The 24,398-nt window shown below is 61.3% G+C and carries 20 protein-coding genes and 1 pseudogene; 11 read left to right on the plus strand and 10 right to left on the minus strand.

The window, feature by feature from the left end; genetic code table 11:
• Window positions 1–17: 17 nt before the first annotated feature.
• The 3 genes from V3W40_RS15410 to V3W40_RS15420 all read right to left on the minus strand — a co-directional run bounded on the left by V3W40_RS15410 (window position 18) and on the right by V3W40_RS15420 (window position 2,959).
• Window positions 18–776, minus strand: a complete 759-nt coding sequence (locus V3W40_RS15410; RefSeq protein ID WP_074846002.1) for an SDR family oxidoreductase — start codon at window positions 774–776, stop codon at window positions 18–20.
• Between the two features lie 42 nt (window positions 777–818).
• A complete protein-coding gene (locus tag V3W40_RS15415) occupies window positions 819–1,511 on the minus strand; it encodes a fumarylacetoacetate hydrolase family protein (RefSeq protein ID WP_137213115.1) in 693 nt (230 codons plus the stop codon).
• 98 nt (window positions 1,512–1,609) lie between these two features.
• Window positions 1,610–2,959: an MFS transporter gene (locus tag V3W40_RS15420; protein ID WP_330215280.1), complete on the minus strand. Its 1,350-nt coding sequence runs from the start codon at window positions 2,957–2,959 to the stop codon at window positions 1,610–1,612.
• 552 nt (window positions 2,960–3,511) lie between these two features.
• Between V3W40_RS15420 and V3W40_RS15425 the strand changes: the two genes are divergently transcribed.
• Window positions 3,512–4,444 (plus strand): helix-turn-helix transcriptional regulator, encoded by a 933-nt coding sequence (locus V3W40_RS15425; protein WP_092488301.1) that lies wholly within the window; start codon window positions 3,512–3,514, stop codon window positions 4,442–4,444.
• 14 nt (window positions 4,445–4,458) lie between these two features.
• Here V3W40_RS15425 and V3W40_RS15430 read toward each other — a convergent pair whose 3' ends face one another.
• A complete protein-coding gene (locus tag V3W40_RS15430; protein WP_092488300.1) occupies window positions 4,459–5,361 on the minus strand; it encodes a LysR family transcriptional regulator in 903 nt (300 codons plus the stop codon).
• Window positions 5,362–5,467: 106 nt separating this feature from the next.
• Here V3W40_RS15430 and V3W40_RS15435 point away from each other — a divergent pair, with 106 nt between their 5' ends.
• Window positions 5,468–6,832: an MFS transporter gene (locus V3W40_RS15435; protein ID WP_065924419.1), complete on the plus strand. Its 1,365-nt coding sequence runs from the start codon at window positions 5,468–5,470 to the stop codon at window positions 6,830–6,832.
• Complete coding sequence (locus tag V3W40_RS15440; protein WP_330215281.1) at window positions 6,829–8,103, plus strand: glucarate dehydratase family protein; 1,275 nt, start codon at window positions 6,829–6,831, stop codon at window positions 8,101–8,103. Before V3W40_RS15435 ends, V3W40_RS15440 begins: the two co-directional genes overlap by 4 nt.
• A gap of 47 nt (window positions 8,104–8,150) precedes the next feature.
• Here V3W40_RS15440 and V3W40_RS15445 read toward each other — a convergent pair whose 3' ends face one another.
• A complete protein-coding gene (locus V3W40_RS15445; protein ID WP_330215282.1) occupies window positions 8,151–9,833 on the minus strand; it encodes an AMP-binding protein in 1,683 nt (560 codons plus the stop codon).
• A gap of 264 nt (window positions 9,834–10,097) precedes the next feature.
• Here V3W40_RS15445 and V3W40_RS15450 point away from each other — a divergent pair, with 264 nt between their 5' ends.
• Entirely contained in the window at window positions 10,098–10,874 is a 777-nt protein-coding gene (locus V3W40_RS15450) for an ABC transporter substrate-binding protein (protein ID WP_065924414.1), read from the plus strand.
• 219 nt (window positions 10,875–11,093) lie between these two features.
• On the opposite strand, the gene V3W40_RS15455 is transcribed toward V3W40_RS15450, so the two are convergent.
• From V3W40_RS15455 to V3W40_RS15470, 4 genes are all read right to left on the minus strand, one after another.
• The gene (locus tag V3W40_RS15455; protein ID WP_065924413.1) at window positions 11,094–11,720 is read right to left on the minus strand and encodes a helix-turn-helix transcriptional regulator; all 627 of its coding nucleotides are present in this window, start codon (window positions 11,718–11,720) and stop codon (window positions 11,094–11,096) included.
• The gene (locus V3W40_RS15460) at window positions 11,720–12,853 is read right to left on the minus strand and encodes an NAD(P)/FAD-dependent oxidoreductase (RefSeq protein ID WP_330215283.1); all 1,134 of its coding nucleotides are present in this window, start codon (window positions 12,851–12,853) and stop codon (window positions 11,720–11,722) included. Before V3W40_RS15460 ends, V3W40_RS15455 begins: the two co-directional genes overlap by 1 nt.
• On the minus strand, window positions 12,850–13,785 hold the full coding sequence (locus tag V3W40_RS15465; protein WP_330215284.1) for an ornithine cyclodeaminase family protein: 936 nt from the start codon (window positions 13,783–13,785) through the stop codon (window positions 12,850–12,852). Before V3W40_RS15465 ends, V3W40_RS15460 begins: the two co-directional genes overlap by 4 nt.
• A 69-nt stretch (window positions 13,786–13,854) precedes the next feature.
• Window positions 13,855–14,793 carry a LysR family transcriptional regulator gene (locus V3W40_RS15470; RefSeq protein ID WP_065924410.1) on the minus strand — a complete coding sequence of 313 codons (939 nt, stop codon included), beginning with the start codon at window positions 14,791–14,793 and terminating at the stop codon, window positions 13,855–13,857.
• Window positions 14,794–14,902: 109 nt separating this feature from the next.
• On the opposite strand from V3W40_RS15470, the gene V3W40_RS15475 reads away from it, so the two are divergent.
• From V3W40_RS15475 to V3W40_RS15495, 6 genes and pseudogenes are all read left to right on the plus strand, one after another.
• Complete coding sequence (locus tag V3W40_RS15475) at window positions 14,903–16,402, plus strand: CoA-acylating methylmalonate-semialdehyde dehydrogenase (RefSeq protein ID WP_253489041.1); 1,500 nt, start codon at window positions 14,903–14,905, stop codon at window positions 16,400–16,402.
• Window positions 16,403–16,787: 385 nt separating this feature from the next.
• A complete protein-coding gene (locus tag V3W40_RS15480) occupies window positions 16,788–17,726 on the plus strand; it encodes a pectate lyase family protein (protein WP_053139574.1) in 939 nt (312 codons plus the stop codon).
• A 251-nt stretch (window positions 17,727–17,977) separates the two neighbouring features.
• Window positions 17,978–19,228: a glycoside hydrolase family 68 protein gene (locus V3W40_RS15485; protein ID WP_065926252.1), complete on the plus strand. Its 1,251-nt coding sequence runs from the start codon at window positions 17,978–17,980 to the stop codon at window positions 19,226–19,228.
• Between the two features lie 919 nt (window positions 19,229–20,147).
• A pseudogene (locus V3W40_RS34735) lies at window positions 20,148–20,567 on the plus strand (HAMP domain-containing protein); the annotation flags it as partial.
• A 102-nt stretch (window positions 20,568–20,669) separates the two neighbouring features.
• Window positions 20,670–21,425, plus strand: a complete 756-nt coding sequence (locus V3W40_RS34740) for a methyl-accepting chemotaxis protein (protein ID WP_370671265.1) — start codon at window positions 20,670–20,672, stop codon at window positions 21,423–21,425.
• Between the two features lie 17 nt (window positions 21,426–21,442).
• Complete coding sequence (locus V3W40_RS15495; RefSeq protein WP_330215286.1) at window positions 21,443–22,363, plus strand: substrate-binding domain-containing protein; 921 nt, start codon at window positions 21,443–21,445, stop codon at window positions 22,361–22,363.
• Between the two features lie 43 nt (window positions 22,364–22,406).
• Here the strand turns inward: V3W40_RS15495 and V3W40_RS15500 are convergent, their stop codons facing one another.
• A complete protein-coding gene (locus tag V3W40_RS15500; protein ID WP_330215287.1) occupies window positions 22,407–23,855 on the minus strand; it encodes an MFS transporter in 1,449 nt (482 codons plus the stop codon).
• An 88-nt stretch (window positions 23,856–23,943) separates the two neighbouring features.
• On the opposite strand from V3W40_RS15500, the gene soxR reads away from it, so the two are divergent.
• Complete coding sequence (soxR, locus tag V3W40_RS15505; protein ID WP_065926256.1) at window positions 23,944–24,396, plus strand: redox-sensitive transcriptional activator SoxR; 453 nt, start codon at window positions 23,944–23,946, stop codon at window positions 24,394–24,396.
• Window positions 24,397–24,398 lie beyond the last annotated feature (2 nt).

The following is a 24,398-nucleotide window of genomic DNA, read 5'->3' on the forward strand; positions in this document are numbered from 1 at the left end:
GGAATAAAAAGGCCGGTTTAACCGCGACCGGCAAACGGCATGGCGCTGGCCATGACGGTCATGTTCAGGACGTTCGCTTCCAGGGGCAGCGCGGCGATGTAGCGCACGGCATCGGCCACGTGCTTGACGTCGACCATCGGCTCCACGGCGATGGTGCCGTTGGCCTGGCGTACGCCTTTGGTCATGCGCACCGACATGTCGGTCAAGGCGTTGCCGATGTCGATCTGGCTGCAGGCAATGTTGAATTCGCGCCCGTCCAGGGCCAGGGATTTGGTCAGCCCCAACACCGCATGTTTGCTGGCGGTATAGGCGCTGCTGAAAGGCCGTGGGGTATGCGCGGAAATCGAGCCGTTATTGATGATGCGTCCACCCTGTGGCTGTTGATGGCGCATCAGCCCGAAGGCGCCACGGGCGCAGAGGAAAACCCCGTTGAGGTTGGTATCGATCACGTTGCGCCACTGCTCGAACGTCAGTTCATCCAATGGCACGGCAGGGGCGTTGACCCCGGCGTTGTTGAACACCACATCGAGACGTCCGTACACCTCGGCAATCGTTGCAAACAGCGCGTCGACACTGGCCGGGTCGCGCACATCAGTGGGGACGGCCAAGGCTTCGTGGCCTTCGCTGGTCGCCAACTCGGCCAAGGCCTGCAACGGCTCCGGCCGGCGCCCGGCCAGTACCAGGGTGAAACCGTCCGCCATCAAGCCCAGGGCCACGGCGCGGCCGATTCCGCTGCCGGCGCCGGTAACCAGGGCCACCTTCAAAAGATTCGACATGGTGTTATCTCCTTTTTCCATTCTCGGGTAGGTGTGTCGGGTTCAAGCGCGCTGGCCGACGCGCATTTCGAGTTGGCCGATGCCGTCGATCCCGGCGTTGATGAGATCGCCCGGTTGCAGCACATCCACGCCCGCCGGGCTGCCGGTCATGATCAGGTCACCGGCCCGCAGCGATACCGACTGGGAGATCCGGCTGATGATCTCGCTGACCGACCAGATCTGGCTGTCGAGGCTGTCACGCTGGCGCTCCTGGCCATTGACGTTGAGCCACAACTCGCCGCTCGGGTGCCCGGCGTGAGTTACCGGCACAATGGCGGTCATGGGCGCGGCGCCGTCGAACACCTTTGCGCCTTCCCAGGGCAGGCCCTGGCTTTTGGCTGCGCGCTGCACATCGCGGCGGGTCAGGTCCAGGCCGGCGGCATAGCCCCACACATAGGCCAGCGCCTGGCTCTCAGGAATATGAGCGCCACCCTCACCGATGGCCACGACCAATTCGATTTCGTGGGCAAACTCTTCGGTCAACGGCGGGAACGTCACTTCACCGGTCGCGTCCACCACGCTGCTCGCGGGCTTCATGAAGAACACCGGCGGCTGGCGGGACTGGCCTTGGGTATCCGGCCACGGGTAGTTGCGGCCGACGCAAAATACCCGGCCGACGGGAAAGCGCTGCAGGCTGCCGGCAACCGGCAAGGTCACGGGCAGATCGGGGGTAAACACATACTCGGTCATGGTCATTTTTATCAGTGTCCTGTTGGAAGCCGCAGCCTACGGCGGCATTCATGGGTGAAGTTGGACGATTGCGGCCTGGTGTTGGAGAAAAACATGTTGTTGACTCAGCGCGCCTTGAGTTCGATGCGGTACAAGCGGCCGAGCAACAACGAGTAAGACAAGGTGCCAATCAGCGCGACACCGCCGATAAACCAGAACGCGTAGGCAAACGAGCCTGTCGCGTGAACGATGCCGCCGATCACGATCGGGGTGACGATCCCGCCGATATTGGCGGCCAGGCTGGTGATCCCACCGGTCAGGCCGATCAGCTCTTTCGGTGCCACTTCCGATACGGCGGCCCACGACGACGACGCGATGCCCTGGGCAAAGAAGGCAATGGTCAGTACCGCGATGCAGATCACGTTCGAGTCGGTGAAATTGACCAGCACAATCGACATGCCCAGCATCGAGCCGACCACCAGGGGCAACTTGCGCGCGAAGGACATTGAGTAACCACGGCGTATCAGCAAGTCGGAGACGATGCCGGCCAATAGAATGCCGACGGTAGCGCCCACGAACGGCAGCACCGCGAAGAACCCGGCCTTGATCATGGTCAGCTTGCGCTCTTCGATCAGGTACGTCGGGAACCAGGTCAGGAAGAAGTACAGCGCCGAGGTACTGGCGAACTTGCCGATGCAAATGGCCCATATCTGCCGGTAGCCGAACAGCTCGGTGATCTGCCGCCAATTGAAGCGGGTGCGCTCCTGGCTGCTCTTGACCAGTCCACCGCCGCCTTCGATGTACTTCAACTCTTCCTGGCTGACGCGCTTGCAGCTCAACGGGTCGCGGTACAGGTACAGCCAGGCCACGCCGAACACGATGCCGAGCAACCCTGTGCTGTAGAACACATGGCGCCAGTCATAAGTGGTGGCCAGCCATAGCAGCACGCCGGTAAACAGAGCCGTGCCCAGGTACTGGCCGCACACATAGATGCTGCTGGCCATGCCGCGTTCGCGGGCCGGGAACCATACCGTCACTGCCCGGCTGTTGGCCGGAAACGCCGGTGCTTCCATGGCGCCGACGGCCAGGCGCAAGCCGAATAACGATGCAAACCCTGTGGCGAAACCCTGGCACACGGTCACGGTTGACCAACTGATCAGCGACACGCCGTAGGTGAGCCGGGAGCCGAAGCGGTCGGCCACAAAGCCTGCTGGTACCAGGGCGAGGGCATAAGTCCAGGCAAACGCGGAGAAAACCAGGCCCATTTCGATCTTGTCCAGGCCCAGGTCCTTGGCCATGAACGGTGCCGCAATCGAGATGTTCACGCGGTCGATGTAGTTGATGATGGTTGCAATCAGCAGCAACGACAGCATGAACCAGCGACGCCGGGTCGGCAGCCGCTGGGGCAGGACGGCGTCCCGTACGCCGGCACTCACCGACGGCGCGGTGGACGGGGAGAGGTGCGAGTTCGACATGGGTAGACCTTTTTATTGTCAGGTGAATCGTGAAGTTCGCGCGCAGCCGAAGCCGATGCCCCCAGTGCTGGGGCAGAGCAATCGCTGCATTAATGAGAGGCGCGGACAGCCGCTGTCAGGCGCTCAGAGATGCCTTCGCACGGGTCGGGCCGGGGGAGGGGGGATAGGGCAAAAAAGCAGGTTCATGGGGTGCGCACCTTTTGATTGTTTTTGGAAGGTTCGGGCTGCATGGGTGATTACAGTGGTCGTACAACATTCCAAAATCAACGCGTGCGTTAGATCGTTTTTTCTTTATGAAAAGGCCTTGAATGCAGGAGTCCAAGAAAAAACGGATTAATTTATTTGGCTAAAACCGCTGCTTTTTTTAAATAATCTATTGTTTTTTAATGATTAATTATTTCGTGGTGCGCCCGATTTTTTTGGACAGAGAAAATCGCCAACGCAGGTGAAAATAATCCGTCACACCTGGCTGTCATCCGATGACATATTGAAGCCGCGCCGGTCCGCCTGCACAATCACCCCGACCCTGTACCTGTCGAGGAGCCTCAGGCAATGTCATCACCCAGTCGAGTCCCCACTTACGTCATGCAGCAACGCAGCGAGTTGACCGACTTTTACATCCGCGACAAAAAAGGTCGTCGCGCAGAAACCAGCCCCCACCGCCATGAGTATTTCCAGATCCAGGTCAACCTGGGTGGCGACACTGTGCAGCACATCGGCAATGCCGAACGGCCGTTTCCGCGCAATGCGCTGGCTTTCATCCTGCCGCATCGGGTGCATGTGATTCCCCATCCGGCAGACAGCAACTTCATTGTGATCAATTTCTCCCAGACCTTCCTGCTGCCGCATTTGCAGTGCGACCCGATGGATCTGGAAGAGGTCTCGATCCTGCTTGCGCCCGAGTTGTCACCGTTCCGCTTCCAAGAACATCTGGATTTCATCCTCGGCGATGAGGACTTCGGCATCGTCTGTGGCTTGATCGAACAGATGCGCGCCCTGGATGAAAACCGCCAGTTTGGTACTCGCGAGATGCTTAAGGGATTGTTGCTGCAATTGGTAGGACGCGTGTGCGCGTTGTATGCCGAACCGCTCAAGCACTTGGCCGAAGAGAATGCCGCCGAACTCAGTCGGCGCGATGCACTGGGCAGAATGTCTGAATACCTGCGCAAGAATATTGCAGACCCCGATCTGAACCTGATCAAGGTGGCGGCGGCGACTTACCTGTCACCGACCTACCTGACGCATTGGTTGCGCAAGGAAATCGGCAAGACCTTTACGGAGTTGGTGCTTGAGCGCCGGATGCACGCGGCGCGCAATTATTTGCTCAATGGCACACGACCGGTGGGTGAGGTGGCCAGGTTGTGCGGTTTCGCCGACGAGGCGTATTTCTCCCGACGTTTTCGCCAGATACACGGCCAGCCACCCGGGCAATTCAGGCGCCAGCAGCTCAACCCCGACACGCCGCAATCACCCGCGGGCACCTGAGTCGGCATGCGTCGTCAGTCCGCCCACCCGTCACGCACCGCACTGCGAATCCCCTCCAGCAACATCGCGAACGCCGGGTTGTCATTGTTCTCGCGCCAGATCAGGTGCAGTTCACTCTGGGCGCCTTCGCCCAGGTCGATATCGCGAAACACCACGTTCTTGAACACCACGCTGCTGGCGCAACGCGGTACCAGCGCCAGCCCCATGCCGGCGTTGACCAGGGCCAGGATGGTCAGGGACGAGCCCAGCCACTGCACATATTCGGGGGCGACACGGGCCGAGCGCAGCAGCCCGGTGAGCAGTTCGTTGAACGGCGGGTAGGCCGAATGGGCGTACATCAGGAAGGGCTGGGCGTCGAGGTCGTGGACGCTGACGCTGTCGGCGCTGGCCAGTCGATGGCTGCTCGGCACCGCCAGCACAAAGGGCTCGCGCACCAGGCATTCGGTGGCATAACCGGGTTCCAGCAGGGGCGCGCGGACGATGCCCAGGTCGATGCGGCGCGCACGCAGGGCTTCGTATTGCTGGTAGGTGTTCATCTCCGAGAGGTCGATCCTGACCTGGGGCTGCTTGAGCCGTGCCTCGGCGATGACCCTGGGCAAAAACTCATACACCGCGCTGCCGACGAAGCTGATATTCACCGTGCCGATATCGCCCTCGGCAAAACGCCGTGCGGTCACGGCTGCCTGCTGGGCGCGCTCCAACAGGTTCTGGGCCTCGATGAAAAACGCCCGGCCGGCGGCGGTGAGGGCAACGCTGCGGGTGGTGCGGGTAAACAGCTCTACGCCGAGGTGATGCTCCAGTAATTGGATCTGTCGGCTGAGGGGCGGCTGGGTCATGTTCAGCCGTTCGGCGGCGCGGCGAAAATTCAGCTCGGTGGCCACGGTGGTGAAGCAGCGCAGTTGCGTCAGTTCGAACATTGATCTAATCCAGGTATCAATCGAATGCCAAGTTAGATTAGACGGGAACAATCCCCGGCGTCCATCATCGGTGCGTCCCTAAAAAAACAATGATTGGGAGTTGCCCTTGGATACCGTCCAGAATCCGCCCGACCCGAGCGTGCTCGCCCGCGCAGCCGCCAAGGTCAAGCGCCATGTACTGCCGTTGTTCGTGGTGATGTTCATCGTCAATTACATCGACCGGGTCAATATCGGCTTTGTGCGCAGCCATATGGAGACCGACCTGGGCATTGGCGCCGCCGCCTATGGCTTGGGTGCCGGGCTGTTCTTCATCGGTTACGCGATCTTCGAAGTGCCGTCCAATCTGCTGCTGCAGCGCTACGGCGCACGGGCCTGGTTGACGCGCATCATGTTCACCTGGGGCGCGGCTGCGATGGCCATGGCCTTTGTCCAAGGCGAAACCAGCTTTTATATCCTGCGCTTCGTGCTCGGCGCGGCCGAAGCCGGTTTTTTCCCCGGCATCATCTACTACTTCACCCAATGGTTGCCGGCCGCCGAGCGCGGCAAGGCGATGGCGATTTTCCTCAGCGGTTCGGCCATCGCCTCGGTGATTTCCGGGCCGGTGTCGGGGGCGTTGCTCAACGTCAGCGGCTTGAGCCTGCATGGCTGGCAGTGGATGTTCCTGATCGAGGGTTTTGCCTCCATCCTGTTGTGCGGGTTTGTGTGGTTCTGGTTGCAGTCCCACCCCCATCAGGCCAAGTGGCTCAGCGACGAAGAAAAACACGCGCTGGTGACGGCCATCGCGCTTGAGCAAACGGCCCGCGAAGCCACCCAGAGCGTGCGGCCGTCGATGTTCAAGCTGCTGGCCGACAAGCAGATCGCGCTGTTCTGCTTTATCTACTTTTCCATCGCCCTGACCATCTACGGCGCCACGTTCTGGTTGCCGAGCATGATCAAGAAAATGGGCAACCTGGGCGACTTCCAGGTGGGGTTGTTCAACTCGATCCCGTGGTTGATTTCCATCGTCGCCATGTATGGGTTCGCCGCCCTGGCGAGCAAGTGGAAACACCAGCAGGCGTGGGTGGCGCTGATGCTGGTGATCGCCGCCGTCGGCATGTTCATGTCCACCACTGGCGGGCCGGTGTTTGCGTTTGTCGCCATCTGTTTTGCCGCGATTGGCTTCAAGGCCGCTTCCGCGCTGTTCTGGCCGATCCCCCAGGGTTACCTGGATGCGCGCATCGCCGCGGCGGTGATTGCCTTGATCAATTCGGTCGGCAACCTCGGCGGTTTTGTTGCCCCCACCACCTTCGGCCTGCTGGAGCAGACCACCGGTTCGATTGAAGGCGGGCTGTACGGCCTGGCCGCGACCTCGCTGGTGGCCGCGGTGGTGGTGTTTTTTGCGCGCACCGCACCACGGCCCGGTGTGCCGCCCACCTCCAAACCGACTCATCATCATGCCTTGCGTCCAGGCCCACAGGGAGCCGCCTCTTGAAAATCGTCCGCGTTACCGTCACCCCCATCGCGTTTCGCGACCCGCCGCTGCTCAACGCCAGCGGTATCCACGAAGCCTTCGCGCTGCGCTCGATCATCGAAATCGAGAGCGACACCGGCTACATCGGCCTTGGCGAAAGCTACGGCGATGCCCCGGCGCTGGCGATCCAGCAACAGGTCAAGGATCAACTGATCGGCCTTGATCCGTTCAACCTCAACCAACTGCGCGCCATCGTGCAGGCCACCGTGGCGGCGCACAAACCCGCGAGCATTGCCGGCGCCGAACTGGCCCCCGGTTCCCATGCGAGCAAGGCAGTGAGCAATGCCTATTCGGCGTTTGAGGTGGCGTTTCTCGACCTGCAGGCGCACTCACTGAATGTGCCGCTGGTGGACCTGCTGGGCGGCGCGATCCGCGACCAGATCCCGTTCAGCGCCTACCTGTTCTTCAAGTACGCCGAGCACATCGACTCGCCCTATAAACCCGACAGTTGGGGCGAAGCCCTCAACGAAGTACAGATCGTCGCCCAGGCGCGGCGGATGATCGACACCTATGGCTTCAAAAGCATCAAGCTCAAGGCCGGTGCGCTGGACCCTGAGCATGAAGTGGCGTGCATCAAGGCCCTGAAAAAAGCCTTCCCCGGCGTGCCGCTGCGCATCGACCCGAATGGCAATTGGTCCCTGGAAACCTCGATCCGCATGGCCGAACTGCTCGGCGACGACCTGCAGTATTACGAAGACCCCACCCCCGGCCTGGAAGGCATGGCCGAGTTGCACACACGCACCGGCTTGCCCCTGGCGACCAACATGGTGGTCACCGATTTTGACGAGTTCCGCCGCAGCGTGGCCCTGAACAGCGTGCAGATCGTACTCGCCGACCATCACTACTGGGGCGGCCTGCGCGACACCCAGGTATTGGCGAAGATGTGCCAGACTTTTGGCCTGGGCGTGTCGATGCACTCCAACTCACACCTGGGCATCAGCCTGATGGCCATGGCCCACGTGGCCGCGTCGGTGCCCAACCTCGACTACGCCTGCGACACCCACTACCCCTGGCAAGAACCGGACGAAGAAGTGATCAAGGGCGGCAAACTGCCGATTGTCGACGGCTGCGTGAAGATCACCCGCGCACCGGGGCTGGGCCTGGAACTGGACCCTGATCAACTGGGCAAGCTGCATGACCAATACCTCAGATGCGGCATTCGCCAGCGCGACGACGTGAAGCAGATGCAGCGCTATCAACCGGATTGGAAGACCGTCAAACCGCGTTTCTGAAGCTGGTCGCTTCGTTTTGCCCGGTGACTTGCGTCACCGGGCTTTTTTTAGCTGAAATCTTCTTCGAAGTGCTCCTGTTCACCCCGTGTGTCGCTCTGGCGCCGCACCACCTCCATCTGCCGCAACTCCACCCGGCGGATTTTGCCGGAAATGGTCTTGGGCAACTCGCTGACAAACTCGATCCGCCGCACCCGCTTGTAGGGCGCCAGATGCTCGCGGGCGAAGGCGAGGATGTGCGCGGCCAGTTCGGCGCTGCCCGGGGCGTCATGGGCCAGGATCAGGAACGCCTTGGGCACCGCCAGGCGCAACGGATCGGGGCTGGGCACCACGGCCACTTCCATCACCGCCGGGTGTTCGATCAGCGCGCTTTCCAGCTCGAAGGGGCTGATGCGGTAGTCGGAGGCCTTGAACACGTCGTCGGCGCGCCCGACAAAGGTGATGTAGCCGTCGGCGTCGATCTGCGCGGTGTCGCCGGTGCGGTAGTAGCCGTCGCGCATCACCTCGGCGGTTTTCTCCGGGCTGTCTTCGTAGCAGAGCATCAGGCCCAGTGGGCGCACCTCAAGGGGCAGGGCGACTTCACCCTCGGTGCCCGGTACGCCGTCGGCGTCCAGCAGGGCCACCTGGTAGCCCGGCAACGGGCGGCCCATGGAGCCTGGCTTGAGCACCTGGCCCGGCGTATTGCCGACCAGGGCGGTGGTTTCCGACTGGCCGAAGCCGTCGCGCAGCGGCAGGCCCCAGGCCTGTTGGATCTGCTCGATGATCTCCGGGTTCAGCGGTTCACCGGCGCCCACCAGTTCGCGCAGGTTCAGGCGCGATTTGTAGCTGGCCAGGTCTTCCTGGATCAGCATGCGCCACACCGTGGGCGGGGCGCACAGGCTGGTTACCCGGTACTTCTCCAGCGCGCCGAGCAACGCCTGGGCACTGAAGCGCGCGACGTTATGGATAAAGATGCAGGCGCCGGCATTCCACGGTGCGAACAGGCAGCTCCAGGCATGCTTGGCCCAGCCCGGCGAGGAGATGTTCAGGTGCAGGTCGCCGGGTTGCAGGCCGATCCAGTACAGGGTCGACAGATGGCCGACCGGATAGCTCTGGTGGCTGTGCAGCACCATCTTCGGTTTTGAGGTGGTGCCGGAGGTGAAATACAGCAGCATCGGGTCCGTGGCCAAGGTACGGCCCTCGGCCTCGAACCGCTCGGGGTATTCAAAGGCGGCGCTGTGCGCGACCCAGCCAGTCGGCGCCGCTCCCACGCATACGCGGCTGCAACCTTCGCCCAGGCCCTCGAACTTGCCGACATGCGCCGCGCCGACCACCAGGTGGCGGACCTGGCCCCGCTCGATGCGGTCGTGCAGGTCAATGGGGTTGAGCAGGGCGGTGGCGGGGATCACCACCGCGCCGAGCTTGAAGGCCGCCAGCATGGTTTCCCACAGCGCCACATCGTTGCCGAGCATCAGCAGCACGCGCTCGCCACGCCGAACACCGAGGGCGCGCAGGTGGTTAGCGACCTGGTTGGAGCGCGCGGCCAGTTGCTGGAAGCTGTAGCGCTGCTCGCTGCCGTCCTCTTCGACGATCCACAGCGCGTCGGCGGCATTGCCCTCGGCCATGGCATCGAAGTAGTCCAGGGCCCAGTTGAAGGCGTCCAGTTGCGGCCAACGAAAGTCACGGGCGGCGGTGGCGTAGTCGGTACGGTGCGCGAGCAGAAAATCCCGGGCAGCCAGGAAGGACTGGGTCATGGTCGGTGTCCTTAATTATTGTTGTGGGGACTGGCCCTTCGGGTGCACCGAGAGGCTGGACCGAGTATAGGCACGCATAAATAAGAGCAAAACGCTCAAAAACACCGGAGCGTTGTGCAAAAAAGTCATGGGTGATAAGGGCTGGCGAGTGGTGATTGACGGGTTATACGTAAAAGTCCAGTATGGAATTATAAGTACAAAAGAACCCGCTCCAGCTTTTTCTTCACGCTTGCCAAAACCAATAACAACTCGCGAGACACGACCATGAAGAAACTCCCCCTCATCACCGCCCTGGCCTTGGGCCTGATCGCCTCCAGCCACCTGCTGGCCGCCGAGAAAACCCTGCGTATCGGCATCGAAGCGGCTTACCCACCGTTTGCGTCCAAGACCGAAGAGGGCAAGATCGTCGGCTTCGACTACGACATCGGCAATGCGCTGTGTGCGCAGATGAAGGTCAAGTGTGTGTGGGTCGAAGGTGAATTCGACGGCCTGATTCCTTCCCTCAAAGTGAAGAAAATCGACATGGCCTTGTCGTCCATGACCATCAATGACGATCGCAAGAAGTCGGTGGATTTCTCCCACAAGTACTACTTCACCTCCTCGCGCCTGGTGATGAGGGACGGTGCCGTGGTGGATGACCAGTACGCCAGCCTCAAGGGCAAGACCGTGGGTGTGCAGCGCGCCACCACCACCGACCGTTACGCCACCGAGGTGTTCGAACCCAAGGGCATCAACGTCAAGCGCTACAGCAATAACGAAGAGATCTACATGGACCTGGCGGCAGGCCGGCTGGATGCAATCTTTGCCGACACCATTCCCTTGAATGACTTTTTGCAGATGCCTCGGGGCAAGGGCTACGGGTTTGTCGGCCCGGAACTCAAGGACCCGAAATACGTGGGCGAGGGCGCCGGGATCGCGGTGCGCAAGGGCAATACCGCGCTGGTCAGCGAACTGAACAGCGCCATCGACGGCATTCGTGCCAGTGGGGAATACCAGAAGATTTCACAGCAGTACTTCAAGGCTGACATCTACGGCGATTGAGCGTCATACGCGGGAAAAATGTGGTGGGAGAGGGCAAGCCCTAATGCCAGTCAGTTAAGCGTACATCGCCTCCTGTAGGAGCGAGCTTGCTCGCGAAAAACGTCAACGATAACGCGTGCTTCCTGAATGAACGCGGCGCCTGCGAGTTTTTCGCGAGCAAGCTCGCTCCTACAAAAAGCCTTAACTGACTGGCATTGAGGCAAGCCCTCCCACATTTGATCAGCCCCTGAGCTCCTTCAAATGCTTGTAGACCGTAGCCCGGCCCATGCCCAGAACGTTGGCCACGTAGTTCGAGGCGCTTTTGCCCTTGAACGCGCCTTCGGCATGCAGCGCCAGTACCAGCTCACGCTTGTGGTCACGGGTGAGCAGGTTCAGGCTCAGCTGGCGCTCGCGCATCCAGGCATGCAGGAATGTGTTGATGCGCTCCTGCCAGTCATCGCGAAACAGCGAGTCCGGTTGCGGGATCAGCTTGCTCGGCGACAGGAACAGGTCCAGCGCCGCCTTGGCGTTTTCGAACAGTGAGATATTCAGGTTGATGCACAGCACTGCCAGCCGGCGACCTGTGTGGTCATGCAGCACGGTGCTCAGGCTGCGGATTTTCTGGCCATCCCAATTGAGCTTTTCGTAGGGGCCGATATTCACGTCGCTGACGTCGGCGCTGAGCATGTCCTCCAGCGCCGAATCGTCGCCAATGCCCCGTTTGGACAGGTTATTGGCGATGTAATCGACTTTTTGCGTGCGCAGGTCATGCAGCACCACTTCAGCGTGGGGGAAGAACAACGTGGCGATTGCGTCGGCAATCGCACGGAAATTCTGCAGGACTTTTTCGTGTTCGGCGCTGTTCATCAATGGGGCTCCAGGCGGGCGAGGGAGAGCATACCAGCGTCGAGGCCGAACCGTGTCAGTGGTTCCGGCAACGCTTCACCGCGCACCAGCGCTGCACTGGCCTGGCCCATGGCGGGCGATGTCTGGATCCCATAACCGCCTTGCGCCGCCACCCAGAACAGGCCGGGTACCTGTGGGTCGAAGCCGCTGAGCAAATCACCATCGTGCACAAAACTGCGCAGGCCGGCCCAGGTGCGCGTCGGGCGGCGGATAGTCAGGGTGGTGGCTTCTTCTATCTGATAGATGCCCATGGCGATGTCCAGCTCTTCGGGCTGTACATCCTGGGGCTCCACCGGGTCGGCATTGGCCGGCGAGCCGAGGAACATGCCGGCGTCGGGTTTCATGTAGAAGGCTTCGTCGAGGGCCACCAGCATCGGCCAGGCGTGGCTGTCCACGCCTTCGGGGCCGGTGAAGATAAATGCCGAGCGCCGCTTGGGTTGCAGGCCGATGGACGCGGCGCCCGCCAGCCCGCCGATATGATCGGCCCAGGCGCCAGCGGCGTTGATAATGATCGGCGCGGTGTAGGTCCCGTCCTGGGTGTTTACGTGCCAGAGGCCTGCGCTGTCACGGCTCAAGCCGAGTACATGGCTGTCGGTACGCACTTCGCCCTGATTGCGTCGGATACCGCGCAAATAGCCCTGGTGCAGGGCGTCGGTGTCGATGTCGCTGGCGGTCGGGTCATACAGCGCGCCATGGACTTTTTCCCGGCGCAGGATCGGCAGGCGCGCGCAGGCTTCATCCGCCGTGAGCCGTTCGACCTGGGGCACCGTGGCCTTGGCGCTCAGGTACTGGGCCTGCAATTCGGCGGCGTCACCGTTGAAGTCCACAGTCATTTCGCCGCGTGGCGTCAGCAGCGGGTGCTCGCAGAAACCCGGCGGCGGGTTATCGAAAAACGCGCGGCTGGCCAGGGTCAACGCCCGCACCTGCGGGGTGCCATACGCCGCCGTGTAGAGCGCCGCCGAGCGTCCGGTGGAGTGATAGGCCGGGTGGGATTCACGCTCCAGCACCAGCACCTTGCCATGGGGCGACAACCAGAAACCCGTGGACGCGCCGGCAATGCCGCCGCCGATGATGATGAAGTCGGCATGGCTCATAACAGTCTCCAGAGGGCATTGGCCAGGGCGATGTCTTCCAGGCCCAGGCCGATGGAACGGAAAAATACGTGGCGGTCATAGGCCGGGCGCTGTACCTGCTCACTGAGCAGTTCGGGCAGGTCGCCGACGATCGCGTTCTTGTCCCAGCCGTGCTGTTCAGCGGCAATCAACATTTCGCCGGCCGAGCCGGGGGTGGTCTGGCGATAGTCGCAGAACACCTGCATGGCGTTGAGGCTCTGGGGCGGCACTTCATGGGCACGCGGGGCGTTGGTGCTGATCGAGGTGATCAGCGCCGGCTTGCTCAAGCGCGACGGGTCGATCACCGGGCCGGCCGATGAGGTGCACAGCAGGATCACATCGGCGTCGGCCACCGCCGCATCGCAGCTGTCGGCGACGCTCAAGCGTGGATCCAGGCGTTTGATGGCGTCGGTATTGGCAGTGGCCAGGCTGGGCGAAAACACACTGATGTTCTGCCAGTCCCGCAGGTTTTTCACGTAGTGCAGATGCGCCTGGGCCACCTTGCCGCTGCCGATGATCGCCAGGCGCCGTGCCACCTGCGGGGCCAGCGCCTCCACCGCCAGCGCAGTGGTCGCGGCGGTGCGCGCGGTGGTCAACTCGGCGGCATCGCACAGCAACAGGGGCTCGCCGGTTTGCATCGACATCAACAGCGTCCAGGCCGTCACCAGCGGCCCTTGCTCGCGCACGATATACGGCGAGGTCTTGACCCCGTACACCCCCTCTTCAGCCAGCACGCCCAGGTAATTGATGAAATCGCCGGCGTCGTGGGGGAACGCCACTAATTGCTGCGCCGGTTGCACCGCGTGCCCGGCGGCCAGGGCGCGAAACAGCGTGTGCAGGATCTGCGGTACATCGACTTGGGCGAGCAGTTCACGGGCCTGGGCCTGGTTGATTACATGGGGCGCGCTGGACATGGATATCTCCGATATCTGAACTTATTTGTCCATTATGGACTTTTAGTTCCGTTGGGCAAGCTAAAAACCTCAGCCCTCGAAGCGGAATCCCGTCGATAACTTTTCCTTCAAATACCCCACCAACGCACTCACCGACTTCGGCACATGGGGCGAATACGGCCGAATCAGGTAGATCTCATCGGCAAACGCGCCCTTGAGTGTCCAGCCCTTGAGCACCTGTACCAGCTTGCCGCTGGCCAGCGCAGCGTGGGCGCTGAAGTCCGGGAGCAGGGCGATGCCCAGGTGGTTGAGCGCCGAATCACGCAGGGCTTCGCTGTTGTTGGTGGCGAAGCTGCCGGCGATAGGCACGGTGAGGCGTTCGACCTTTTTGCTGCCGCGCTCGAAGGTCCATGCGGGCTGGTCGGTGCCGCGCGGGTAGAACAGGCAGTTGTGCGCCGACAGGTCGCCGGGTTCGCGGGGTTCGCCGTGGCGTTGCAGGTAATCGCGGCTGGCGACCAGCACCGAACCGGTGTCGCACAGTTTCCACGCCACATGGGTTTCCGGCACCTGGAAGCCGTGGCGCACAGCGAGGTCGTAGCCTTCGGCCGCCAGCGAACTCAGGGCATCCGACACATCCAGCTGGATACGCACCTGCGGGTACTGCTGCAGGAATTCCGCCAAGTGCGGCACCAGCTGTTGTCGGGCGAATGCCACGGGAGCGGTCAAGCGCACCAGGCCACGAATCTCCCCGGCGGAATCGCGCACCGACGAGAAGCTGCGCGCGATTTGCTCATAGGCACCGCGCACTTCACGGGTCAGCGACAACCCGGCATCGGTCAAGCGCACGCTGCGCGTGGTGCGGGTCACCAGCCGTGTGCCGGTGGCTTTCTCGAGGTCGGAAATGCGCTGGCTGACCGCGGATTTACTCACCCCCAGGCGCGCGGCGGCGGCGGTGTAGGTGCCGTGTTCCTCCAGCACTGAGAGCCAGTGAATGTGGGTCCACAGCCCTTCGATCTCGGATTTTTCCATGGGTTTATTGTTCGCTTGTGAGGACAATCAGTTCTTGATTCTGCTCTAGTTTGGAACAAACCGAAAGCCTATCGTGTGTCCCAACGCAACCCACCTGGGATCTACTGCCATGACTGCAACCATCGAGCACTACATCAACGACCAGCGCGTCAGCCGCGATGATCGCTATCAGGACGTCTACAACCCGGCCACCGGCGAAATCACCGGCCGCGTTGCCCTGGCCAGCAGCCAGACCGTGTCGGAAGCCGTCGCCGCTGCCCAGGCCGCTTTTGCCGGTTGGGCCGACACCCCGCCCATCCGCCGTGCCCGCGTGCTGTTCGAATACCTGCACCTGCTGCGTGAGCGCAAGGACGACCTGGCGCGCATCATCGTCGCCGAACACGGCAAGGTCTTCACCGATGCCCAGGGCGAAGTCGACCGTGGCATCGACATTCTCGAATTCGCCTGCGGCATCCCCAACCTGCTCAAGGGCGAGCATTCCGACCAGGTCTCCCGTGGCATGGACAACTGGACGATGCGCCAGCCGCTGGGGGTCGTGGCCGGCGTCACGCCGTTCAACTTCCCGGTGATGGTGCCGATGTGGATGTACCCGATCGCCATCGCGGCGGGCAACACCTTCATCCTCAAGCCAAGCCCGACCGATCCAAGTGCTTCGCTGTTCATGGCTGAACTGCTGCGTGAAGCCGGCCTGCCCAAAGGCGTGTTCAACGTGGTGCAGGGCGACAAGGAATCGGTGGACGCGCTGATCGCGCATCCGGACGTCAAGGCTGTGAGCTTCGTAGGCTCCACGCCGATTGCGCAGTACATCTACGAAACCGGTGCGCGCAACGGCAAGCGTGTGCAAGGCCTGGGCGGCGCGAAGAACCATATGGTGGTGATGCCCGACGCGGATATCGAAAAAACCGTCGATGCCTTGATGGGCGCCGCCTACGGCAGTGCCGGCGAACGCTGCATGGCCATTTCCGTAGCGGTGCTGGTCGGCGATGTCGGTGACAAGGTCATCGCCGCCCTGACCGAACGCGCCAGGCACCTGCGCATCACCGACGGCCGCGACCTCAAGGCCGAGATGGGCCCGATTGTGTCCCGTGCCGCACTGGAGCGCATCAGCGGCTACATCGAGCAAGGCGTGCAGGCCGGCGCGCAACTGCTGCTCGACGGACGTGACTATGTACCCACCGAGGCTGGCCTGGAAAACGGCTTCTGGCTCGGCGCGACCCTGTTCGACCACGTGACCCAGGAGATGAGCATCTACCGCGAAGAAATCTTCGGCCCGGTACTGGCCTGCGTGCGCGTGAATGACTTCGCCGAGGCGGTGAAGCTGGTCAACGACCACGAATTCGGCAACGGCGTCAGCTGCTTTACCCGCGACGGCAACATTGCCCGCGAGTTTGCCCGGCGTATCGAAGTGGGCATGGTCGGTATCAACGTGCCGATCCCGGTGCCGATGGCCTGGCACGGGTTTGGTGGCTGGAAGAAGAGCCTGTTCGGCGACATGCATGCCTACGGCACTGAGGGTGTGCGCTTCTACACCAAGCAGAAATCGATCATGCAGCGCTGGTCGGAGAGCATCGAGCAGGGCGCGGAGTTTGCGATGCCGGTGTCCAAATAACGGCCAAAAGAACACAGCGGAACCCTGTGGGAGGGGGCTTGCCAGTCAGTTAAGGAAAAACACTGTAACTGTGGTGAGCGGGCTTGCTGTGGTGAGCGGGACAAGCCCGCTCACCACAGCAAGCCCGCTCGCCACTGGTTACTGTTTGCCCGTTCTATCTCTCAACTGATCAGCATTAGGGCAAGCCCCCTCCCACTTTTGGTTGTTTTTCACTTGAGGGTTGACGGCCAGGCGAATGACGAATACTGTACATAAACACAGTGTTTAAGCGCTGATCAACCAGGATGGCAACATCAGCCACGCCAAACACTGTGTGCAAGTTAATGGATTAACTTAATGCACAGGCTCGTTATACCGAGCCGTTTGATTGATAGAGAGGGAACTCATGTCCTATCCAGAAAGCAAACTCACCGGCTTGACCGGTTTCGCCCTCGCGGCAAAAGTCACAGGCGGCTGGTCCGGTCCTGTGGTCAGTATCACCACCCTGGATCAACTCAAGGCCAATATTGGCGACACCACCCCACGGGTATTGGTGATCAACAGTAATATCTCGGCGTCGAGCCTGACCAAAGTCAACTTGGGCGCCAACAAGACCCTGATCGGTTCGTTCCAGAACCGCACGTTGGAGAATATTCACCTGCGTGCAACCGCGCAGTCGCAGAACATTATTCTGCAGAATATTATCTTCAAGCATTCGGCGAGCATTAAGGCCAATGACGATATTCAGGTCTACCTGAACTACGGCAGCAAGTACTGGATTGACCATTGCTCGTTTGTCGGTCACAGCTGGTCCACCACTGACGGCAGTGAAGATAAACTGCTGTATATCGGTGAAAAAGCCGATTATGCCACCATCAGCAACTGCTTCTTTGGCAGCCACAAGTACGGGCTGATCTTCGGTCACCCAGCGGATGATAATAAGGCAGAGTTCAACGGTTATCCGCGCCTGACGTTGTGCCATAACCGCTTCGACAATATGGAAGTGCGCGCACCCGGCTTGATGCGCTATGGTTATTTCCATGTGTATAACAACTACATCAATAACTTCCACCTCGGTTTTACCCTGGCGCAGAACGCCAATATCCTGTCTGAAAGTAACTATTTTGGCGAGGGCAGCCAAAACAAAGGCATGTTGGATGACAAAGGCACCGGGACGTTCACGGATACAAACAGTGTGCCGCCGATCACCAACCAGAAGTCGCCCAAAGCACAATGGACGGCCAGTTCCAACTACGCCTATACCTTGAAGACTGCGGCGCAAGCCAAGGACTTCACCCAGAAGAATGCCGGTGCCCAGGCTGCGGCGCTGGTATTCGGTAGTTGAGTAGCTAGCTTTCTACTGAGCTGTCATTTATTGCAAGTGCCACTGTATTTATATCAAGGATATAAACACAGTGATGGCCTTTGTAATATAAATAATTCTTCATGTTGCGATAAGCAAGTGCCCATGTTAAACCTTGGTGCGCACTTGCAGAGCCAACTATCTCTTGCTCTTTCAGTCAGTATTAAGTTGCTGGCTGTCAGGTGCTATTTAATCTTCGCTTGTCACTTAAGCGTCAGCAAAAGGACATCATCATGAAACATGCGAATCACGCACCCACTCGCTGGACACGGGCCGATGCGCTGAAAGTTAATGAAAATGACCCGACGACGACACAGCCGTTAGTGAGTCCTGACTTTCCTGTCATGAGTGACACGGTCTTTATCTGGGACACCATGCCCTTGCGTGAACTCGATGGCACGGTGGTATCGGTGGATGGCTGGTCGGTGATCTTCACCCTGACCGCCGACCGTCGCCCCCATGATCCACAATTCATCAATGCCGATGGCCGTTACGACATCAAGCGCGATTGGGAAGACCGTCATGGTCATGCGCGGATCTGCTACTGGTATTCGCGCACCGGCAAGGACTGGATCTTCGGCGGCCGTGTCATGGCCGAAGGGGTTTCGCCGACCACCCGTGAATGGGCGGGCACGCCGATTCTGTTGAATAACAACGGTGACATCGACCTGTACTACACCTGCGTCACGCCGGGCGCCACGATTGCCAAGGTCCGGGGCCAGGTCATTACGTCCGACACCGGTGTCACCCTCCAGGGCTTTGATCAGGTCAAGTCGTTGTTCGACGCCGACGGCACCTATTATCAAACCGAAGCGCAGAATGCGACCTGGAACTTTCGCGATCCCAGCCCCTTTATCGATCCCGTCGATGGCAAGTTGTACATGGTGTTCGAAGGCAATGTCGCCGGTGAGCGCGGCACTCACGAAGTGGGCCCGAACGAGCTGGGCCTGGTGCCGCCGGGGCACGAGGACGTGGGCGGTGCCCGCTACCAGGTGGGCTGCATCGGCATCGCCGTGGCCAAGGACCTCAACGGTGACGAATGGGAAATCCTGCCGCCCCTGGTCACGGCCGTCGGCGTGAACGACCAGACCGAACGGCCGCACTATGTGTTCCAGGACAACAAGTACTACCTGTTCACCATCAGCCACAAGTTCACCTATGCCGATGGCGTGACGGGGCCGGATGGCGTCTATGGGTTTGTCAGCGATCATCTGTTCGGGCCCTATACGCCGATGAACGCGTCCGGGCTGGTCCTCGGCAATCCGCCGTCGCAGCCGTTCCAGACGTATTCCCACTGTGTGATGCCCAACGGCCTGGTGACGTCGTTTATCGACAGCGTGCCCACCACCGGCGATGACTACCGCATCGGCGGCACCGAAGCGCCGACGGTCAGGATCGTGTTGAAGGGCGATCGTTCGTTTGTGCAGGAGGCTTATGACTATGGCTACATTCCGGCGATGCGGGATGTGGTGTTGAGCCAGTGACCGCAGTGCAAAACCCAGCCTGAATTCATCAGGTAGGTGGGAGGGGGCTTGCCCCCTCCCACTTTTTTTGACCGCATTTCAGCCTGCCTTCAAGGCTCAAGTCCTCGCCCACCTGGCCGATACAGGCACTAGCACCACGAGTGATCCCGAGCTCGTAGGTGCACGCCTGGTCGTCGCTCAGGTCAACGAATAAAAATCAAAAGGGGTGGCCATGACCATATTGCAGCGTGTGATCGGCGGGTTTGCGGTGTTGGTGCTGTTACTGCTAGTCATGGCGGGGATCAGTTATCAGAACACCCAGTCCATCAGCAGTCGCTTGAACATTATCACCGGCGAGTCGGCACCCTTGAGCCGGGCCGCCAGTGAGCTGTACGTGTATATCCTGCGCGCCAACCAGGCGTTGCTGGCCCTTCAGATCAGCACCGACCCCAAGCAGATCGAGGACGGCAAGCGACCGTTCACCGAGAGCATCGCCCAGTTCAATCAATTGCTCGACAGCACCGTTGCCTATACGGGCGAGCATGAGGCGCTGCGCGCGAACCTGGCGCAGCAGCGCCAACAGGTCGCAGCCTACGCCGAGCAGGCGCAGGCGTTGATGGCGTCCCACGTGCAACACGTGCAGCAGTTGGCGCTGACGCGGCAACTGCAAGGCTACAGCAGTGCACAGGCGATACAGTTGACCAGCTATCTGCGCGATTACATTGCCCATGCACGCAGTGTCGGCGAACCGCAACAGGTGGCCGCAGCGGAAAAGCTGCTGTTGGAAGTCAACAAATCCTACGATGGCTTCGCGGCTCATACCGTCACGCCGGCCATTGATAAATTACAGCGTGTGCTCAATCTGCAGGACGAAGTGATCAGCACCCGGGCCCAGGCCCTGGCGGCGATTGACCCCAGGGTCGGGCGGATTGCCGGCGTCATGGTCAATCGCCTGCTGAGTGACCTGACCGCCCCTGACGGCCTGTTCCAGGCTTATCAGGTGGAGGCAAAACTGGCCGCGCAGGTGCAGCAGCAACGCAGTGCGGTTGACGCGGCGCTGAAAGCCACCCTGGACAGGATTGGCGAGTTCGGCAGCCAGTCCCTGGAGGTCGCCAACCAGGCCAGCCAGTCGGCCAATGCGACCATCGGCACCAGCCGCAGCTTGCTGTTGATCGCGTGTGTGCTGGCGGTGCTGGCGGCGGTGGCGATTGGTACCTGGGTCGCCTTCAGCCTGCGGCGTCCGCTGGCGGCGTTTCGTGAAGTCCTCAAGACGCTCACGGCGGGGGACATGCGGGTTAGTTTCGACGTCAGCCGTAAAGACGAGTTCGGTGAGTTGGGCGGTTACCTGAACGAACTGACCACGGCCCTGCGCAAAACCTTCCGTGAATTGATCAGCTCTGCCGATGCGCTGGCCGTTACCGCGGGCAGCAACGCCTTGAACAGCGAGCAGACCACCCGTGTGGTGGATGAGCAGAAGGACCGCTTGCAATCGGCCGCCTCGGCCATGACGCAGATGGAAAGCACGGTCGAAGAGGTGGCCAGGCGTGCGCAGGACACCCGCCAGGCCGTGGACGACACGAGTGAACTCACGCACAAGGTGCAGGCGCGTGTGGCCGAGACCATCGTCAACATCCGCCAGCAGGCCGACCAGGTGAACAAGGCCACGCAGGTGACCGATGAGTTGCAGAAGTACGGGCAGAATATCGAGGGCATTGTTGTCGCCATTCGCACCATTGCCGAACAGACCAACCTGCTCGCCCTGAATGCGGCCATCGAAGCGGCCCGTGCTGGCGAGCAGGGACGCGGTTTTGCGGTGGTGGCCGATGAAGTGCGCTCCCTGGCCAGCCGTACCCAGACCTCGACCAGCGAAATCCAGGACATGATCGGGCTCATGCAGGAAAAGATTCACTCGGTGGTGCACGTGATGAACGAAAGCCAGGCGCAGTCCACCCAGTGCGTGTCCCTGGCCTCGGGCGCGGGTGACTTGCTGCTGTCGATGAGCGACTCGGTCGACAGTATCCGCGACATGAATATTCAGATCGCCGCCGCCACCGAGGAGCAGAGCGCCACGGTGCAGGAAACCAGTCGGATGGTCATCCAGATCAACGATTCGGCCCAGCAGACGGCAGACGGCGCCGAGCAGTCCGCCATCAGCAGCCACGAGCTGTCGGACATGGCCAAGGTGCAGCGCGAGCTGCTCCATCATTTCAGCGTTTGAGCCGCGGGAGTCAGAACATGAAAGCATGGTTAATCCTCGCCTTGGGGGCGACGCTGTTCATTCCGGGCCCGGCCCAGGCCGCCACGCCCTTGCTGGGTGTGGGCATGGCAAAGTACGACGATAACTTCCAGACCCTGCTGCGCAACGGGGTGCAGCAACAGGCCAGCGTCATGAACGCCGACATCTTTATGGAGAACGGGCAGGACAGCGTCGATCTGCAGATGCGCCAATTCCGCAACCTGGTCAATTCCAAGGTGGATGCGATCATCGTCGCGATGGTCGACGGCAAAAGTGCGGCGCAGATGATGCAGCTGGCCTCGGATGCAAAGATCCCGCTGGTGTTCGTCAACCGCAATCCGAACCCGCAAACGTGGCCGGCGCAGACCGCGTTTGTCGGCTCCAACGAGTTGGAGTCGGGTACGTTGCAGATGGAAGAGCTGGCGCGCCGCGCCGGTTACAAGGGCAACGTGGTGATTCTGGTGGGCGACCCCGCCAACGCGTCCTCCTTGATGCGCACCGAGGACGTGGAAAAAGTCGTCGCCAAATACCCCGATATGAAAGTCGTACAGAAAAAAGTCGGTAACTGGGAGCGTAGCCAGGCCGCCACGATTGTCATTGACTGGGTCAAGCAGGGCGTCGATTTTTCGATCATCGCGGCCAATAACGATGAAATGGCGATCGGCGCGATCATGGGGCTGGAAAAGGCCGGCAAGCAGGCCAAGGACTACTGGGTCGGCGGCATCGACGGCACACCGGACGGCTTGAAATTGATGGCTGAGGGCAAGATGGCGGTCAGCGTGTTCCAGGATGCCGCCGGCCAGGCCGGCGGCGCAGTGGACACCGCACTGCGCCTGGTACGCGGCGAGGTGCTGGAGTCGGCGGTGGTCTGGGTGCCGTTCAAGTTGATCACGCCTGAGAATCGCCAGGCGTTTGAATAGCACTGAGCACCTCGATCCAACCTTGGAATGCAGTCAAATGTGCTCAGGCAGGGGTATTGGTGAGCTTGGCATGGTACTGACCGATCATGCGAACCACCCGCCTGGCAATCAGAACACCCACCACAGGCGCCAGTGCAAACACGCCAAACAACCACACCGCCGCGCTCGCGGTGCCTTCGACACCGCCGGGCTCAGTGAGGCCGGCGACGTTCGCGACCATCCCCGCCAGTGCCGCGCCAAACGCGGTAGCGAACAGCTGCACGGTGGTAATCGACGCGCTGGCAAGGTCCTGCTCACCGGCCGGCGCCACCTGGAACACCCGGGTCAGCAAGTGCGGCCAAGCCAGCCCCACGCCCAACCCAATCAGGATAAGCGCCAGGCAGATCGGTGTGAGCGTCTGCCCGCTGCCGTTGCTTTCGACGGGCATCAAGATGGCCAGCGCCACCATGCCCACCACGCCCAGGATCGGCCCGGCCAGGATCGCTCGTCGAATGTTGCTGCCCGTCACACCCGCGCTGGCGATTGACCCCAGCGTCCAGCCAGCCGCCATCAATGCCGCCAGATAACCGGCCACCAGCGGCGACTGGTGGTGCAGGACTTGAAGAAACAACGGCACGAAGATTTCGCCACTGGTCACGGCCACCGCCAGCAATGACATCGTCGCGTACAGCGCGCCGAGTGCCGTGGTGATCCGAAACGCTCCGGCGGGCAACAGTCGATGGCGGGCGCGGCTTTCCGTGACGATCAGCAGCGCGGTGAACACCGCAGCCACGGCCAGCCCCAGCAGGTTCAGGGGCAGGGTGGACGAGACACTGCCGGCCGACACCGCCAGTACCGCCGCCGTCAGCAGCACCAGTTGGGCGAGAGGCAGCGGTGTCGGCTCAACGCTATCGGTGCTGCGCTTGGGCAGGACCGCCGCCGCCAGCACCGCGAATAACCCGGCCACCGGAATCAACGACCAGAACGCCGCGCGCCATATGCCCAGCTCGGCAAACACTCCGCCCACCGCTGGCCCGACCAGCGTCGCCACGCCCCACATCCCCGACACCAACGCCATCGCGCGCGGCCACAGGCTTTCATCGAACACCAACCGAATCATCGCGTAGGACAGCGCGAACAAGAACCCACCGCCCAATCCCTGCACCAACCGCCCCACGAGCATCACCGGCATGGACGGCGCAAACGCACAGGCCAAGGCCCCGCCGGCGAACACCAGGCTGGCGACCAGGTACGCCGCACGCGGCCCGAGGCTGCCAAGCAGGCGCGCCGACAATGCCGAGCCGAGGATCGAGGCGGCGACAAATAACGTGGTGTTCCATGCGTAGTAGTCGATGCCGCCGATGTCCTGGACCACTGACGGCAGAATCGTGGTGGCGATGTACACGTTGATCGCATGCAGCACCACGCCGCCTGCCAGTGCGAGCGAACGTACGCCGTTGGCACCGGACAACAGCGCGGCCCAGTTGGAGGGGGAGGGTTGAGGTGTGTCCATGCAGGCTCCGATTCAAAGGACTGAAGGCTTGCCAAGGCAAGCCGACACCCTTTATAAAACCTCATGTTTAGATGAGGTCAAGAGCTGGATGGAAGCGAAAATCGATGTGCGCATCCCCCTCGGCGTGGGCGAATTGGCCCGCCGCAGCGGCGTGACCGTGGCCACGGTGCATTTCTACGAAGCCAAGGGGTTGATTCACGCACAACGCAGCGCGGGCAATCAGCGTCGTTATCAGCGTGACGTACTGCGCCGAATTGCGGTGATCAAGGTCGCGCAGCGCGCGGGCATTCCGTTGGCGACTATCAAGGACGCGTTGGACGAACTGCCTTCAGGACGGCCATTGACGGCCAAGGACTGGACCCAACTCTCCACACGCTGGCGCGACCTGTTGAGTGAGCGTATCAACAGCCTCACTCAACTGCGCGACCAACTCGATGGCTGTATCGGCTGTGGATGCCTGTCCCTGGATGATTGCCCGTTGCGCAATCCGGGGGATCAGTTGGGGCGGCTGGGGGATGGGGCCGTGTTGCTCGGGAAGTGAGG

It is taken from the genome of Pseudomonas sp. AM8 (assembly GCF_036346475.1).
In the GTDB taxonomy this organism is placed as follows: Bacteria; Pseudomonadota; Gammaproteobacteria; order Pseudomonadales; family Pseudomonadaceae; genus Aquipseudomonas; species Aquipseudomonas marginalis.